The organism is Mesorhizobium sp. M0208, from assembly GCF_040322015.1.
Taxonomy (GTDB): domain Bacteria; phylum Pseudomonadota; class Alphaproteobacteria; order Rhizobiales; family Rhizobiaceae; genus Mesorhizobium.
On sequence record NZ_JAMYSP010000017.1, the window covers coordinates 24,039 to 38,177 of the forward strand.

Here is a 14,139-nt window from a genome sequence, read left to right on the forward strand (position 1 = left end):
CGATCCGGTTCAGGCGGTCGAACCGACGACGCCCTCGACCAGGTAGTCCATGCTTTCGAGTTCGAGCGCGGTCTCGACGAAGGCTTGGCCCTCGGTCGCGACGACGACGCCCTTGTTGCTCTTCAGCGGACCCTTGATGACGGAAAATCCGCCTTTCATCATTTCGGCCAGCGTGCCGTCGAACTGCTTGCGGGCGGCGTCACCGACGGCGGGGCCGAGCGGGCTCATCTTGACGAAGCCGTCGGCCAGGCCGCCGCGCGTGAAATTGGGCAGCGGCGTGCCGGCCACCAGATCGTCGACGAACATCTTGTAGACCTTGGCCCAGTTCCATTCCGCGCCGGTCAGGTATTTTTCCGGCGCCAGCGGGCTCTGGTTGGCATGATAGCCGCAGACGAAGGCGCCACGCCCGGCCGCCGTCTCGACCACCACCTTGGGGCTGTCGACATGACAGGTGATGACGTCGGCACCCTGGTCGACCAGCGCATTGGCGGCCTCCGCCTCCTTGACCGCCAGCGACCACTCGCCGGTGAAGATCACCTGGCAGGTGATGGTCGGGTCGACCGAGCGCGCGCCGAGCAGGAAGGAATTGATGTTGAGCAGCACCTGCGGGATCGGCTTTGCCGCGACGAAGCCGAGCTTCTTGGTCTTGCTGGTGTGGCCGGCGACGACGCCGTTCAGATACTGGCCCATGCCGATATAGCCGAAATAGGAGCCGGCATTCATCGGATGCTTGTCCTTGCTCCACATGCCTCCGCAATGGCGGAACTGCACGTCGGGGAATTTCGCGCACATGGCCAGCATGTGCGGATCGAAATAGCCGAACGAGGTCGGGAAGATCAGCGACGCACCGTCGAGATTGATCATCGATTCCATCGTCTTCTGGACGTCGACGGTCTCAGGCACGTTCTCCTCTTCGACCACGGAAATGCCTTCAATCCTCTTCAGCGTGGCGGCGCCTTCGGCATGCGCCTGGTTATAGCCGTAATCGTCCTTTGGCCCGACATAGATGAAGCCGACGGTGGCCGTCGCGGCGAAGGCCCTGCTGATCGGAAACGATGCGGACGCAAGGCCGAGCGCCGCTCCGACGGCGGACGTCTTGAGCAGCTCGCGACGGCTAAGCATGAATCTCTCGGACATTGAATGCTCCCTCTATGGGGCCTTTTGGGGCCGGTTAACACCTCAATGAGAGAAGTGTATGCAATCAGCGTGCCAGTTTCAGAAATTGGATTTATTCAGCAATATCAATGAGTGCATGGATGTGGACTGCACAAAGCCAGAGCAATTGCATACACTTTTTGCCTCCAAAGTCGTCAATTTGACATGAAGGCTAAAACATAGGCATACAGAGCAGCGAGGAATCGAAGCCGGTGAGTGGCTCACGGCTCTAGCGAAAAGACTGGACGGAGGAGACGTGTCGGGAAAGCGCAATTTGATCAGGTCGGGCACGACCGTCGATCAGATGGTGAGGGCGATCAGCGACCGGATCGTCACCGGTTTCCTGCGTCCCGGCGAAAAACTCGACGAAGCCTCGCTCGCCGCCCGCTTCGACGTTTCACGCACGCCGATCAGGGAAGCGCTAAGCCGGCTCAGTGCTATGGGACTGGTCGAAAGGCGGCCGAACCGCGGCGCCACCGTCGCCGTGGTGACGCAGGAGCACCTCGCCTCGATGTTCGAGAGCATGGCCGAGCTTGAAGCGATCTGCGCGCGCTTCTCGGCCGAGCGCATGACGGCGGGCGAGCGCCACACGCTGGAGGCCGAGCACCAGGCCTCGGCGCGCTTGGTGCAGCTCGGAGCCGAAGAAGAGTATGAGCTTTTCAACACCCAATTCCACACCCGGCTCTATCGCGGCGCCCACAGCAAGCACATTTATGAACTGACCGTCATGACGCGCGGCCGCCTGGCGCCGTTCCGGCGCGCGCAATTCATGCTGCCCGGCCGGCTGGCCCAGTCGTGGCAGGAGCATGACGCCATCGTCACCGCAATCATGCGCGGCGACAGTACGGCCGCCGGAATAGCCGCCAAGGATCATGTCTCGATCGTCAGCGAGGCGAGCGCCGTCTTTGCCATCGGCGATCGCCCCAAAGGCAAGGCCGAGCCGGTCCCGACATCGGCTTCCTAGAGCATTTTGCAGCCAAGTGAATCACTTGGCGTCGCAGAAATGCGGCTAAACAAACAGATAGAGCGGGATGGCCGTTGAACGCATCCCGCTCTAGCCCTCAATCGACCAGCACGGCGACCACGGCAGCGCAGTCGCCGGCCTTGACCAGCCCCGGAAAATGCCGCGCGGCCAACAGACCGGACATTTTGGCCCGGATCTCCTGCGGAGCGCCGCCGGTGCGGCCTATGGAATGGATGCGTGCCATCACCTGGTTTTCTACCACCGGCTCGCCGAGATCGATCATCGTTTCGATCATCCCGTCGTCCTCGGCGAACGAGAAGCAATCGCCGGACGGCATGTCGAGCCAGCGGGTTGGCTGCATCTCGACCGCGCCGGCGACGATGCCGGCATGGCGCAGCACGTTGAGCACGCCGCGCCGCGCGATCCGCACCGTTTCGGCGCGCGAAGTCCCACCGCCGCCGAGCTCGGTGGTGATGAACAGCTTGCCCATCTCTTCGGCGGCAGTGTCGAACATGCCGACCGCATCGATCTCCAGCATCTTCATCGACCAAGGCGCGGAGAACGCTTCGACCGCCGCGAACCCCTTCGCTTCCAGCACCTTGTCAGGCCGGATGTGGGCAGCGCAGAACGGCACGAAGTCGAGCGTCTTGCCGCCGGAGTGGAAATCGAGCGCGATGTCGGTGCGGGGCAGAAGCTCGCGCTGGAAATAATCGGCGATCTTCTCGGTCACCGTGCCGTCGGGCCGGCCGGGAAAGCTGCGGTTTAGATTGCCCTTGTCGATCGGCGAGGTGCGGGTGCCGGCGCGGAACGCCGGATAATTCATCGCCGGCACGATGATGACCGTGCCGCTGACTTGCTTCGGGTCGAGCGTACGGGCGAGGTCATAGAGCGCCAGCGGCCCCTCGTACTCGTCGCCATGATTGCCGCCGGTCAGCAATGCGCTCGGCCCCTTGCCGTTGCGGATGACGCAGATCGGGATCATGACCGATCCCCAGGCGGAATCGTCGCGGCTGTAAGGCAGGCGCAGGAAACCGTGCTGAACCCCGTCGCGCTCGAAATCGACGGTCGGCGTGATCGGTGACGGGCGAAGGCTGGACATCGGGCTCAATTCTTCACCACCAGTTTGCGCGGCACATTTGCCAGGCACTCGACGCCCGTCTCGGTGATCAGGATGGATTCGGTGATTTCCAAGCCCATCGTCTCGAGCCACAAGCCGGTCATGAAATGGAAGGTCATACCGGGCTTCAACTCGGTGCGGTCGCCCGGACGCAGGCTCATCGTGCGCTCGCCCCAGTCAGGCGGATAGGAAAGCCCGATCGGGTAGCCGGTGCGGTTGTCCTTGACGATGCCGTATCTCTTCAGCACCGCGAAGAAGGCGTTGGCGATGTCCTCGCATGTGTTGCCGGGCTTGGCGGCGGCAAGTCCCGCCTCCATGCCTTCCAGCGTCGCCTTTTCGGCGTCGAGGAACTCCTGCGTCGGCTTGCCGAGGAAAACGGTGCGCGACAGCGGGCAGTGATAGCGGTTGTAGCAGCCGGCGATCTCGAAGAAGGTACCCTCGCCCGATTTCATCGGCCGGTCGTCCCAGGTCAGGTGCGGCGCCGATGCGTCGGCGCCCGACGGCAGCAGCGGCACGATCGCCGGATAGTCGCCGCCGACGCCGTCGACGCCGCGCGTGCCGGCATCGTAGATCTCGGCGACCAGGTCGCATTTGCGCATGCCGACTTCGATCTTGTCGACGATGCGCTGGTGCATCGCTTCGACGATGCGGGCGGCTTTGCGCATGTAATCGATTTCGGTCGGGCTCTTCACCGCGCGCTGCCAGTTGACCAGCGCCGTGGCATCGACGAAGCGGGCATTGGGCAAGTGCTTCTGCAGCGATGCGAAGGCAGCGGCGGAGAACCAGTAATTATCCATCTCGACACCGATGCGGAGCTTCCCCCAGCCGCGATCGGAAAGCACGCCGGACAGAAAATCCATCGGATGGCGCTCGGTCGACTGCACGTAGTTGTCGGCATAGCCGACGATGTTGTCGTGCGCGAGATAGGCGGTGCGCTTGGCGCCGTTGGCGTCCTGGCCGCGCCCGTACCACACCGGCTCGCCCGACGGCGGCACGATGACGGCCTGGTGCACATAGAACGACCAGCCGTCATAGCCGGTCAGCCAGGCCATGTTGGACGGATCGCTGACAATCAGCAGATCGACGCCCTTGGCCTCCATCGCCTTCCGCGTCTTGGCGAGGCGCTCCGCATATTCGCCGCGCGAGAATTTCAAATTTGGCTGCATTGTTCTTGGTCCTCGTTTGTTGGGCCTTGCGGCCAGCATCAGCTTTCGAAAATCGTACCGGTCTTGGCCGCACGCGCCCGGTCGCGGGCGAGCGTGGCGATTGCCGTGTCCTGCACGCCTGTGCCCGTCAGATCGGCAATGGTGATGTCGCTGTCCGAGCGCCGGCCATACCTTTCGCCGGCGATGATATGGCCAAGCTCGGTGATCTCGGCATCGGCCGCCATCACGCCCGCCGCGATGGCATGGTGCAGTTCGCCCAGGCGCCGCGTCTGCTTGGCGCTGTCAGCAACGTAGAGATCGGCCATGCGCAGGATCGCCGGCGCGATCTCGTTCTTGTGCTCGGCATCCGAGCCCATGGCAGTGATATGCTGGCCGGCGGAGACGAAGCCGGGCTTGATCAGCGGCTCGGTCGACGGCGTCGTGGTGACGATGATGTCGGCATCGGCCGCAGCCTTTGCCGCGTCGGGCTCGGCGTGAACGGCGATGCCCAGTCTTTCGGACAATGCGTCTGCCGCGGCTTCGGCCTTGGCGGCATCCCTTGCCCAGATGCGGGCTTCCGTGATCGGCCGCACCAGCATCAGCGCCTCGAGCTGCAGTCCGGCCTGAACACCGGCGCCGAAGATCGCGGCGACGGAGGAGTCCGCCCGCGACAGATGTTTGGCGGCGACCGCACCGGCGGCGGCGGTGCGGATGTCGGTGAGATAGCCATTGTCGAGCAGCAGCGCCTCGATCAATCCGGTTTTGGACGACAGCAGCACCATCATGCCGTTGACGCTGGGCAGGCCGAGCTTCGGATTGTCGAAGAAACCTGGGCTGATCTTGATCGCAAAACCGTCGATGCCCGGCACATAGGCGGTCTTGACGTCGACCTCGCCGCGATGCTCTGGAATGTCCAGCCGCAAGATAGACGGCATCGCCACCGGCAAGGTAGCGAGCGCCCGAAACGCGTTCTCGACGCAGGCGACGGCATCAAGATCGAGCTTCACGATTTTGCGCAATTCAGCTTCGGTGAGGATCGTCATACGGCTCATGCTGCGCTCTCCGCAATTGCTTCGCCGCAGATGATCTTGCGGTGCAGTGCCATGTCGATGTTGCGGCCGGACAGAATGAGCACCGTCGGGCCGCTCACCCTGACCTTGCCGGCAAGCACGGCTGCGATGCCGACCGCGCCGGCGCCTTCGACGATCTCGCGCTCCTGTTCATAGGCATGGCGGATGCCGGTGGCGATCTCGTCCTCGCTGAGCAGGATCACATCATCGAGCAGGTCACGACACATCGAGAAGGTCAGCCGGTTGTCGAGGCCGATGCCGCCGCCGAGCGAGTCCGCCAGCGTCGGCAGTTCCTCGACCAGCACCGGGTGCCCGGCGTCGAGGCTCGCCTTCATCGCCGCACCGCGCGCCATCGAGATGCCGACGACCTTCGTCGCCGGGCTGACGCCCTTGACGGCAGCGGCAACGCCAGCCGCCAGCCCACCGCCAGACAGCGGCACCAGCACAAGGGCGGCATCAGGAACCTGTTCGATGATCTCCAGCCCGAGCGTGCCTTGCCCGGCGACAATGGCAGGATGGTCGAAGGGCGGCAGCATGATCAGCCCGTCTTCCGCGACCAGCCGTTCGACCTCCCGCTGCGCATCGTCCTGGCTGTTGCCGACGATGCGGATCTCGGCGCCGAGCCGGCGGATCTCGTCGAGCTTGTTCTGCGGCACCAGCCGCGACATGCAGATCGTCGCGTGGATGCCTTGCAGTTGTGCGGCATAGGCAAGCGCCCGACCGTGGTTGCCGGTCGAGGCGGCGACGACGCCACGCGCCTTCTCCTCTTCTGTCAGCGAAGCGATAGCGTTCGAGGCACCGCGCAGCTTGAAGGCGCCGGTGGTCTGCCGATGTTCGAGCTTGAGATAAACAGGAGCGTCCAAGTGCTGAGAAAGACTCCGGGAAGGAACGGTCGGCGTACGCTCGATCTTGCCTGCGATGCGCTCGCGCGCGGCGCGGATATCGGGGAGGCTTATCTGGGAAGCGGTCATGGCTCATCAATCAGTTCAGCGGCAGCGTCATCAGACGGCCGAATTCAGGGCGCGGCTCGTCGTCGTCGCAAAGGCGCAGGCAATTCCAGGCCGTTGCCTGGTTGCTGGTGACGACGGGGCGGCCGATAGCCTCTTCCATGCCGACAACTGCCGCCGCCGACCGCAGCGCCGTGCAGGACACGAACAGCGCGTCGGCCTGCGAGGCCATCGCATCACGGGCCAGATCGACCAAGGATTTCGGCGCAATCCGCGCCATCTCGCGATCATCCTCGAAGCCGAGGCAAGTAAAACTGGCGATCTCGAATCCATGCTCGGTGAAATAGGTCGCCATCGGCCGGCTGGTCTCGACCGTGTAAGGGGTGAGGATGCTGACCGTCCTGGCGCCCAGCGCCTTCAGGCCGCGCACGCCGGCCATCGGCGGCGTGACCACCGGCACGCCGGGCTTGGCGGCCTGCACCGCCGCCTCGATTTCGGCATCGCCGATCACGACGGAGGCCGAGGTGCAGGAATAGCAGATCGCATCGAGCGGCTCGTCGGGCAGGATGAGGGCCGCCCCCGCCGTCAGTGACGGCTGCATCTTGCGCAAATTGTCCGGCGTCGTCGGATTGGCGTAGGGGATGCGCGCGACATAGACGCCGATACGATCGCTTGCCACCATGCGGTGAAAATCCGGTTCGCTGGTATGGTCGGTGGCAAGGATGATCAGGCCGACCCGCTTTTCCAGCGGACGCGCATCGAGCGGCGGCCGGACCGAGCGCAGGCGGATATCGGGTGCAGCGCTCATCGTTCGATCCGCCCATAACGGTGTTCCAGCCAGCGCAGCAACACCACCGAGAACAGGCTGATGGCGAGGAAGAAAGCGCCGACCAAGGTGATCGGTTCGATATACCGATAATAGGTGTTGGCGACGCTCTTGGCCTGGTTCATCAGTTCCAGCACGGTGATCGCCGACAGCAGCGGCGTCTCTTTGAACATGGCGATGAAATAATTGGCAAGCGCCGGGATCATCGGCGGGATCGCCTGCGGAATGATGATGTGCGTCCAGGTCTGCGTGGCATTCAGATTGCAGGCCTTGGCCGCTTCCCATTGGCCGCGCGGCACATTGTCGATGCCGGCGCGGTAGACCTCGGCGGTGTAAGTGCCGTAGTGCAGTCCGAGACCGATGACGCCCGCCACCAACGGCGGCAACAGGACGCCGAAATCCGGCAGCACGTAGAAGATGAAATAGAGCTGCACCAACAGCGGCGTGCCACGGATGAATTCGGCAACGAAACCGACGGTGCGCGACAGGGCCCGGTTCGGCGAACGGCGCGCCAACGCAATGCCCAGCCCGACGACGGCCGCCAGCACCGAGCCGAGCAGCGTCGCCAGGATGGTGATCTTCACTCCCTCGATCAGCGTCGGCAGGATCTGCCGGACAAAATCCCAATCCCATTCCATTAGCAGGCCCGATCCATCATAGGCGGACCCCGTCCAGGCCACGAGCCATACGGCGTTCCAGCGACCGCACGCCCCAGGAGATGAGCAGCGCCAGAACGAAATAGATGACGAGGATGGTGCTGAACGGCACCAGTGTATTGCCGGTTTGCGAGCGAACCACCTGCGCCTGGAAGGTCAGGTCTGCAAGCGAGATCAACGAAACGACGGCGGTGGCCTTGAGCAGCTCGATGGCGTTGTTGCCGAAGGTCGGCAGCATCACCAAAAGCGCTTGCGGCAGGATGATATGGCGCATGGCTTGCCAGCGGCCGAGATTGAGCGCGGTGCAGGCCTCATATTGTTCGCGGCCGATCGACTTGATGGCGCCGCGCACGACTTCCGCCGCATAAGCGCCGACATTGAGGCCCAGCGCCAGCACGCCGGCCTGCAGCGGCGTCAGCGAAATGCCGGCGAAAGGCAGCACGAAATAGGCCCAGAACAGCTGCACGAAGATCGAGGTGCCGCGGAAGAACTCGATATAGGCGGTGGCCAGCGCGCGCAGCACGAAAAACCGCGACAGCCGCCCTAGCCCGGCAAGAAAGGCCATGACCAAGGCCAGCACTGACCCCATCAGCGTCAACTCGATGGTGACGAGTGCTCCTTGCAATATCAGGCCGAAATAGCCGGACCATTGGGTCATTGGGTCGAGAGTTTCCGCGTTGAATGTCCAGCGAGACGTTGGCTTCAGCCTCCCTCTCCCCGTTCACGGGGAGAAGAAGCCGGCAGGCAGATGAGGGGCAGAGCCCGTTTGGCAGAACTTTGTGCTGCCCCTCCTCCGGCCCTTTCGGGCCTCCTTCTCTCCGTGAACGGGGAGAAGGAAGACCCGCCTACTTCGCCGAGCAGAGCTTGTCGCGGCTCGTCGACATTGCCGCCGCCGCCGAGAAGCCGTAAGGCTCGATGATCTTGGCGAACTCGCCGGACTTCTTCAGTTTCGCCAGCTCGACATCATAGGCGTCGCGCAGCGCTTCGTCGCCCTTCTTGAAGGCTGCGCCGTCGCAATAGACCGGCGCACCGACCACCGGCGCGATGACTTCGAGGTTCGGATCATTGGCTTTCTTGACCAGGTCGTTGATCGACAGCACGGGCAGTGAATAAGCATCGATGCGGCCGTCCTGCAGCATCTTCAGGCCGCTCTGGCCGTCCGGCACGACGATGACGCGCTCGCGCGGCACACCTGCGGTGAGCGCCAGCTTTTCCTCGGTGCCGCCACCCGGTGCGCCGATCGTCGCGCTGGTGTCCTTGGCGACGTCCTCGTAGCTCTTGAAGCCCTTCGGGTTGCCCTTCTTCACCAGCATCGCCTCGGCATCGCACAGCACCGGTTCCGAATAGGCGACCGCAGCACAACGTTCCGGCTTCATGAACAGGCCGGCGGTGACGACGTCGAAACGGCCGGCCTGCAGACCCGGGATCATGGCGCCATATTCCGAGATCGAGGCGACGATATCGTTGACGCCAAGACGCTTGAAGATTTCACGGGCAACGTCAGGCGCCGCACCCGAAACCTTGCCGTCGGCAGCGACCGCCGTATAGGGCGGCTCGTTGGCAATGGCGACGCGGGCAAAGCCTTGCGCCTTGAGCTCTTCGAGCTTGCTGTCATCGGCCGAGCCGGCCGTCGAGGCGGCCAGCACCGCCGCCAGCGCAATACCGGCGACGCCGGCCAAAATGGCAAATTTCTTCATTGTTCCCAACTCCTTGTTTGTCTGTCTTCTTGGCTTGCTTGAGGCGTCGCCGCCTCGCATGGCAGTCAGACCCGATGTCCGGCCGCAATGATCTTCTTCAGGAAACCTTGCGTACGCTCCTGTTTGGGATGGCGGAAAATCTCGTCGGGCTTGCCTTCCTCGACTATTCTGCCGCGATCGAAGAACAGCACCCGGTCGGCGAAGTCATGGGCGAAACCCATCTCGTGGGTGACCAGCAGCATGGTCATGTCGGTCTCGGCGGCGAGCTTGCGCATGACGTTGAGGACCTCGTCGACGAGCTCCGGGTCGAGCGCCGAGGTGACCTCGTCGAACAGCATGATCTTCGGCGACAGCGCCAACGCCCGGGCAATCGCGACGCGCTGCTTCTGTCCGCCGGAAAGCTGCGCCGGCATCGCTTTGGCCTTGTCGACCATGCCGACCATGTCGAGCAGTTCCATCGCCCGCTTTTCGGCGGCGGCCCGCGGCACGCCTTTGGTCAGCATCGGTGCCAGCGTCACATTGTCGATGACGCATTTGTGCGGAAACAGATTGAACAGTTGGAAGACCATGCCGATCTTCTGGCGCATCTTTGCCAAATGCCGTTCATCGGCCGTCAGCAGCCGGCCGTTACGCTCCATGTGGTACAGCTGTTCGCCATCGACCTGGATGTGGCCGCTGTCGATGCGCTCAAGCGTCATCAGGATACGCAGGATCGTCGTCTTGCCCGAACCCGATGGGCCGATCAGCGCCAGCTTCTCGCCGGGCATGACTTGCATTGAGAGGCCGTCCAGCACCTTGAAGGTGCCGAAGCTTTTCGAAATGCCGTCGATCTTGATGATGGGCGCCGACAATGAATTTCCCGTGCTGGAGAAGCTATGCCTTTAACGATGCGGATCACGGCAAATCATGTCAATCAAGAAAATAATATCATGACAATATTTCGAACTCCGCACAATTCCCCGCCATTTGCTGCCTAGATGGCAAGCAGGAGATGCTCGGGATCGCCGAGCAGAAGCTTTGTGACAACGCCGAGACCGGCACGCAGTTCCCCCTCCGTGGTCGAGCCCAGCGAAATCCGGACAGCTGGATGCCAAGGCATCTGCGAAATGCGAAACGACGTGCCGGGCGCAATCGCCACGCCCTGCAGGCGCGCCTGGGACACAAAGCTTTCCTCGCCGCGATCCTCGGGCAGCCGCAGCCAGACGTGAAGCCCGTCGCGATGAGCGCGATAATCCACTCCGGCAAGCACCTCGGCGGCGATGTCCAGACGCCGCCGCAAAGCCAGGCGCTGCCATCGAACGAGTTCCATCGCGGTGCCGTCGGTCACCCATTTGCTGGCGATCTCGGCCACCATCGGGGTCGCCATCCAGTTCGAGACCAGGTGGCGGTTGGCAACCGCGGCGACATAACGATCGGGTGCCGCGAGATAGCCGATGCGCAGGCCGGGCACCACGATCTTGGTGAAGGAGGTGACGTAGAGGGTGCGCTCGGGGGCAAACGCCGCGACCGGCGGCGGCCGGTCCTCGACCAGCGGGCCGAGCACATCGTTCTCGATGATGGCGATGTCGTGCCTGCGCGCCACCGCCGCGATCTGCTCGCGCCGGGCGGCATCCATCAGCGTTGCCGTCGGGTTGATCACCGAGGGCTGCACGAACACGGCGCGGATGTCGGACAGCCGGCAGGCCTCGTCGAGCGCTTCCGGGATCAGCCCATTGTCGTCGATCGGCAGACCCTCGAGATTGAAGCCGAGATAGCGCGCCAGCGGGATTAGCGTGTGATGGCCGATCGCTTCGGTGGCGACGGTCGAACCGGGCGGCGCCACGCTCATCAGCGCTACCGTCATACCGGCGGTGGCGCCGTTGGTCAGGCTGATGTTCTGCGGCGACGCGTCGAGGCCGCAGAGCCGCAGCCACTCGACACCCACCGCGCGGTGGCGCGGGAACACCATGTTCGGCCTGAACGACAGCGCCGAGCTCGACGGCAGGTTTTCCGCGAGCCAGCCCAGTGCCTGCCTCAGCCGCTCCAGATGCATCGGTTCACAGACCGGCTTCAGGATGGAGAGGTCGATGACCTCGCCCAGCCGCTCCGGCAGATAGGGCGGCTCCGGCTCGCGGCGCTGCGTCTGCACGAAGCTGCCGCGGCCGACCTCGCCGGAAACCAGCCCGCGGCGGATCAATTCCTCGTAGGCGCGGCTGACCGTCTGCACGGAAAGTTTCAGATCGTCGGCCAGTTGCCGGTGCGTCGGCAAGCGCGCCCCATTGGCCAGACGCCCGTCATGAATGGCCCGCGCGAACTGGTCGGCGAGCGATTGATATGCCGGCCGCCGGATAAGAGCGGGATCTGGTCGCCAAAATGTCATGACTTATTAGAGATCGAAATCAGTGCAATTGACAATCGAAATAATGCGCCGTCATGTGTCGGGCACTGGAAGTGGGCGATCATGGCTGCAGCGAAACTCGATCCGATCGATCTCAAGATCCTCGACGCCATCCAGCGCGACGGGCGCATCACCAAGCTGGCGCTGGCCGAGAAAGTCGGCCTGTCGCCGACGCCGTGCTGGATGCGGCTGCGCAAGCTGGAAAAGGCCGGCATTGTCTCGGGCTACCATGCCAGGATCGCCATGCGCGCCATCTCGCCGGTCGCTACCGTGCTGATGGAGGTGACGCTGGCTAGCCACCGCCAGGCCGATTTCGACCGTTTCGAGCGCGTCATCCGCGACATCCCCGAGATCGTCGCCTGCTGGTCAGTTGGCGGCGGCGTCGATTACCTGCTGAAGGTGATGGCGCGCGACATCGACGCCTATCAGCGACTGGTCGACACTCTGCTCGATCGCGAGATCGGCATCGACCGCTATTTCACCTACATCGTCACCAAGACAGTAAAGGAGGAGAGCGTGCTGCCAGTGGCGGATCTGTTGCCGGCATCTTCCTGATGCCGGAGAGATCGTCTGGCTGGGCAGGGCAATAGAGACAATCTCTCTACGTGCAGGCACGCAAACAGCCTCTCTGTTTGCGCGGCAGAGATAGTCTTGCGGCATCACCCGAACCGGGAGCCCGATGATGTCCGCACATTTTGCCCGCTCGCACCGCCATGAAGCACTTGATCGCCTCGCCGACCGACGGCTGCTGCGCGAACTCGCCTATGTCGCTGGCCACTGGACCGCGAGCGAGACCGCGGAGAGTTTCGAGGTGACCGATCCGGCCACCGGATCTACCGTCGCTTTTGTTGCCGCGCTCGATGCCCGGCAGACGACATTGGCGATCGATGCGGCATCGCGCGCCTTTCCTGCTTGGCGCGCATTGCTGCCGCAGGAAAGGTCGAAAATCTTGCGAAAATGGTTCGATCTGATCGTCGCCGCCAAGAATGACCTGGCTCTGCTGATGACGCTCGAACAAGGCAAGCCGCTGAAGGAATCGCTCGGCGAGATCGACTATGCCGCCTCTTTTGTCGAATGGTATGCCGAGGAGGCCAAACGTCTCAACGCCGAAAGCGTCACCAGCCATCTGCCTGATACCGAGATGATGGTGCGGCGCGAGCCGCTTGGCGTCGTCGGCGTCGTCACGCCGTGGAATTTTCCAGCGGCCATGCTGACCCGCAAGGCGGCTGCCGCCCTTGCCGCCGGTTGCACCATCGTCGCGCATCCTTCCTCGGAAACGCCGCTGTCGGCACTGGCGCTGGCCGAGCTTGGCGAACGCGCCGGCCTGCCGGCTGGCGTTTTCAACGTCCTCACCGGCAGGGCTTCGACTATCGTTGGGCGGATGTGCGAAGACCCGCGCGTTCGCGCCATGAGCTTCACCGGCTCGACCGAGATCGGCAGGCTGATCGCCGCGCAGACTGCGCCGACGATGAAGCGTCTGGTGATGGAACTCGGCGGTCATGCGCCGCTGATCGTCTTCGCCGACGCCGATCTCGACAAGGCTGTCGCCATTGCGGTCGACGCCAAATTCGCGACCTCCGGCCAGGACTGCCTCGCCGCCAACCGCATCTATGTCCAGCGTCCGCTCTACGATCGGTTCTGCGCTGCTTTCGCCAAACGCGTCGAGGCATTGCGGACCGGCAATGGCCTGGCTGACGACACCGAAATCGGACCCTTGATGCACGAACGCGCCGTCAAGAAGGTCGAGGAGCAGGTGGCCGATGCGCTCGCCAAAGGCGCGCGCTGCCTGACCGGTGGCAAGCGCCATTCCGCCGGGCCGCTGTTCTACCAGGCGACCCTGCTTGCCGACGTGAGAGACGACGCCCTGATCATGCGCGAGGAAACCTTCGGTCCGGTTGCTGCCGTGACGCCCTTCGACAGCGAAGAGGAAGTCATCGCCCGCGCCAATGCCACCGAGTACGGCCTCGTCGCCTATGTCGTCACCGAAAACGGCGGTAGGCAATTGCGCATGGGCCGCGCGCTCGACTATGGCATGGTCGCCATCAACCGCGTCAAGATCACCGGCGCGCCGATCCCTTTCGGCGGCGTCAAGCAGTCCGGCATCGGCCGCGAGGGCTCGCGTCACGGGCTCGAAGCCTTTACCGATCTCAAATATCTCTGCCTCGACGTGGCGTGAGCCGCGCCC

At 63.6% G+C, this 14,139-nt stretch carries 14 protein-coding genes; 3 read left to right on the forward strand and 11 right to left on the reverse strand.

Annotated features, from left to right (window positions below):
- Positions 1–9 precede the first annotated feature (9 nt).
- Positions 10–1,137, reverse strand: a complete 1,128-nt coding sequence (locus NKJ17_RS18260) for a BMP family ABC transporter substrate-binding protein (RefSeq protein WP_352507098.1) — start codon at positions 1,135–1,137, stop codon at positions 10–12.
- Between the two features lie 322 nt (positions 1,138–1,459).
- Here NKJ17_RS18260 and NKJ17_RS18265 point away from each other — a divergent pair, with 322 nt between their 5' ends.
- On the forward strand, positions 1,460–2,119 hold the full coding sequence (locus tag NKJ17_RS18265) for a GntR family transcriptional regulator (RefSeq protein ID WP_352507174.1): 660 nt from the start codon (positions 1,460–1,462) through the stop codon (positions 2,117–2,119).
- Between the two features lie 97 nt (positions 2,120–2,216).
- Here NKJ17_RS18265 and doeB read toward each other — a convergent pair whose 3' ends face one another.
- The 10 genes from doeB to ehuR form a co-directional block, all read right to left on the reverse strand.
- Positions 2,217–3,218 carry a N(2)-acetyl-L-2,4-diaminobutanoate deacetylase DoeB gene (gene doeB, locus NKJ17_RS18270; protein ID WP_352507097.1) on the reverse strand — a complete coding sequence of 334 codons (1,002 nt, stop codon included), beginning with the start codon at positions 3,216–3,218 and terminating at the stop codon, positions 2,217–2,219.
- A 5-nt stretch (positions 3,219–3,223) separates the two neighbouring features.
- Positions 3,224–4,402, reverse strand: coding sequence for an ectoine hydrolase DoeA (gene doeA / locus NKJ17_RS18275; protein ID WP_352507096.1), 1,179 nt, complete (start codon positions 4,400–4,402; stop codon positions 3,224–3,226).
- Between the two features lie 38 nt (positions 4,403–4,440).
- A complete protein-coding gene (gene eutC, locus NKJ17_RS18280) occupies positions 4,441–5,433 on the reverse strand; it encodes an ectoine utilization protein EutC (protein ID WP_352689617.1) in 993 nt (330 codons plus the stop codon).
- Positions 5,430–6,422: a hydroxyectoine utilization dehydratase EutB gene (eutB, locus tag NKJ17_RS18285; protein ID WP_352507094.1), complete on the reverse strand. Its 993-nt coding sequence runs from the start codon at positions 6,420–6,422 to the stop codon at positions 5,430–5,432. Before eutB ends, eutC begins: the two co-directional genes overlap by 4 nt.
- Positions 6,423–6,432: 10 nt before the next feature.
- A complete protein-coding gene (gene eutA / locus NKJ17_RS18290) occupies positions 6,433–7,206 on the reverse strand; it encodes an ectoine utilization protein EutA (protein WP_352507093.1) in 774 nt (257 codons plus the stop codon).
- Complete coding sequence (gene ehuD / locus NKJ17_RS18295) at positions 7,203–7,862, reverse strand: ectoine/hydroxyectoine ABC transporter permease subunit EhuD (protein WP_254819480.1); 660 nt, start codon at positions 7,860–7,862, stop codon at positions 7,203–7,205. Before ehuD ends, eutA begins: the two co-directional genes overlap by 4 nt.
- Positions 7,863–7,878: 16 nt before the next feature.
- Positions 7,879–8,538: an ectoine/hydroxyectoine ABC transporter permease subunit EhuC gene (gene ehuC / locus NKJ17_RS18300; protein WP_352507092.1), complete on the reverse strand. Its 660-nt coding sequence runs from the start codon at positions 8,536–8,538 to the stop codon at positions 7,879–7,881.
- A gap of 187 nt (positions 8,539–8,725) precedes the next feature.
- Positions 8,726–9,577, reverse strand: a complete 852-nt coding sequence (gene ehuB, locus NKJ17_RS18305; protein ID WP_254819482.1) for an ectoine/hydroxyectoine ABC transporter substrate-binding protein EhuB — start codon at positions 9,575–9,577, stop codon at positions 8,726–8,728.
- 65 nt (positions 9,578–9,642) lie between these two features.
- Positions 9,643–10,428, reverse strand: coding sequence for an ectoine/hydroxyectoine ABC transporter ATP-binding protein EhuA (gene ehuA / locus NKJ17_RS18310; RefSeq protein ID WP_023677199.1), 786 nt, complete (start codon positions 10,426–10,428; stop codon positions 9,643–9,645).
- A gap of 122 nt (positions 10,429–10,550) precedes the next feature.
- Positions 10,551–11,936, reverse strand: coding sequence for a MocR-like ectoine utilization transcription factor EhuR (gene ehuR / locus NKJ17_RS18315; protein WP_352507181.1), 1,386 nt, complete (start codon positions 11,934–11,936; stop codon positions 10,551–10,553).
- Between the two features lie 81 nt (positions 11,937–12,017).
- Between ehuR and NKJ17_RS18320 the strand changes: the two genes are divergently transcribed.
- Both NKJ17_RS18320 and NKJ17_RS18325 read left to right on the forward strand, forming a co-directional pair.
- Entirely contained in the window at positions 12,018–12,509 is a 492-nt protein-coding gene (locus NKJ17_RS18320; protein WP_352507182.1) for an Lrp/AsnC family transcriptional regulator, read from the forward strand.
- A 127-nt stretch (positions 12,510–12,636) separates the two neighbouring features.
- Positions 12,637–14,130, forward strand: a complete 1,494-nt coding sequence (locus NKJ17_RS18325) for an NAD-dependent succinate-semialdehyde dehydrogenase (protein ID WP_352689618.1) — start codon at positions 12,637–12,639, stop codon at positions 14,128–14,130.
- The last annotated feature ends 9 nt before the right edge of the window (positions 14,131–14,139 follow it).

What these genes read in the sequence shown, in the direction of transcription:
- NKJ17_RS18260 (WP_352507098.1), bottom strand. Translation starts at nt 1,137, where the DNA reads ATGTCCGAGAGATTCATGCTTAGCCGTCGCGAGCTGCTCAAGACGTCC.
- NKJ17_RS18265 (WP_352507174.1), top strand. Translation starts at nt 1,460, where the DNA reads ATGGTGAGGGCGATCAGCGACCGGATCGTCACCGGTTTCCTGCGTCCC.
- doeB (WP_352507097.1), bottom strand. Translation starts at nt 3,218, where the DNA reads ATGTCCAGCCTTCGCCCGTCACCGATCACGCCGACCGTCGATTTCGAG.
- doeA (WP_352507096.1), bottom strand. Translation starts at nt 4,402, where the DNA reads ATGCAGCCAAATTTGAAATTCTCGCGCGGCGAATATGCGGAGCGCCTC.
- eutC (WP_352689617.1), bottom strand. Translation starts at nt 5,433, where the DNA reads ATGAGCCGTATGACGATCCTCACCGAAGCTGAATTGCGCAAAATCGTG.
- eutB (WP_352507094.1), bottom strand. Translation starts at nt 6,422, where the DNA reads ATGACCGCTTCCCAGATAAGCCTCCCCGATATCCGCGCCGCGCGCGAG.
- eutA (WP_352507093.1), bottom strand. Translation starts at nt 7,206, where the DNA reads ATGAGCGCTGCACCCGATATCCGCCTGCGCTCGGTCCGGCCGCCGCTC.
- ehuD (WP_254819480.1), bottom strand. Translation starts at nt 7,862, where the DNA reads ATGGAATGGGATTGGGATTTTGTCCGGCAGATCCTGCCGACGCTGATC.
- ehuC (WP_352507092.1), bottom strand. Translation starts at nt 8,538, where the DNA reads ATGACCCAATGGTCCGGCTATTTCGGCCTGATATTGCAAGGAGCACTC.
- ehuB (WP_254819482.1), bottom strand. Translation starts at nt 9,577, where the DNA reads ATGAAGAAATTTGCCATTTTGGCCGGCGTCGCCGGTATTGCGCTGGCG.
- ehuR (WP_352507181.1), bottom strand. Translation starts at nt 11,936, where the DNA reads ATGACATTTTGGCGACCAGATCCCGCTCTTATCCGGCGGCCGGCATAT.
- NKJ17_RS18320 (WP_352507182.1), top strand. Translation starts at nt 12,018, where the DNA reads ATGGCTGCAGCGAAACTCGATCCGATCGATCTCAAGATCCTCGACGCC.
- NKJ17_RS18325 (WP_352689618.1), top strand. Translation starts at nt 12,637, where the DNA reads ATGTCCGCACATTTTGCCCGCTCGCACCGCCATGAAGCACTTGATCGC.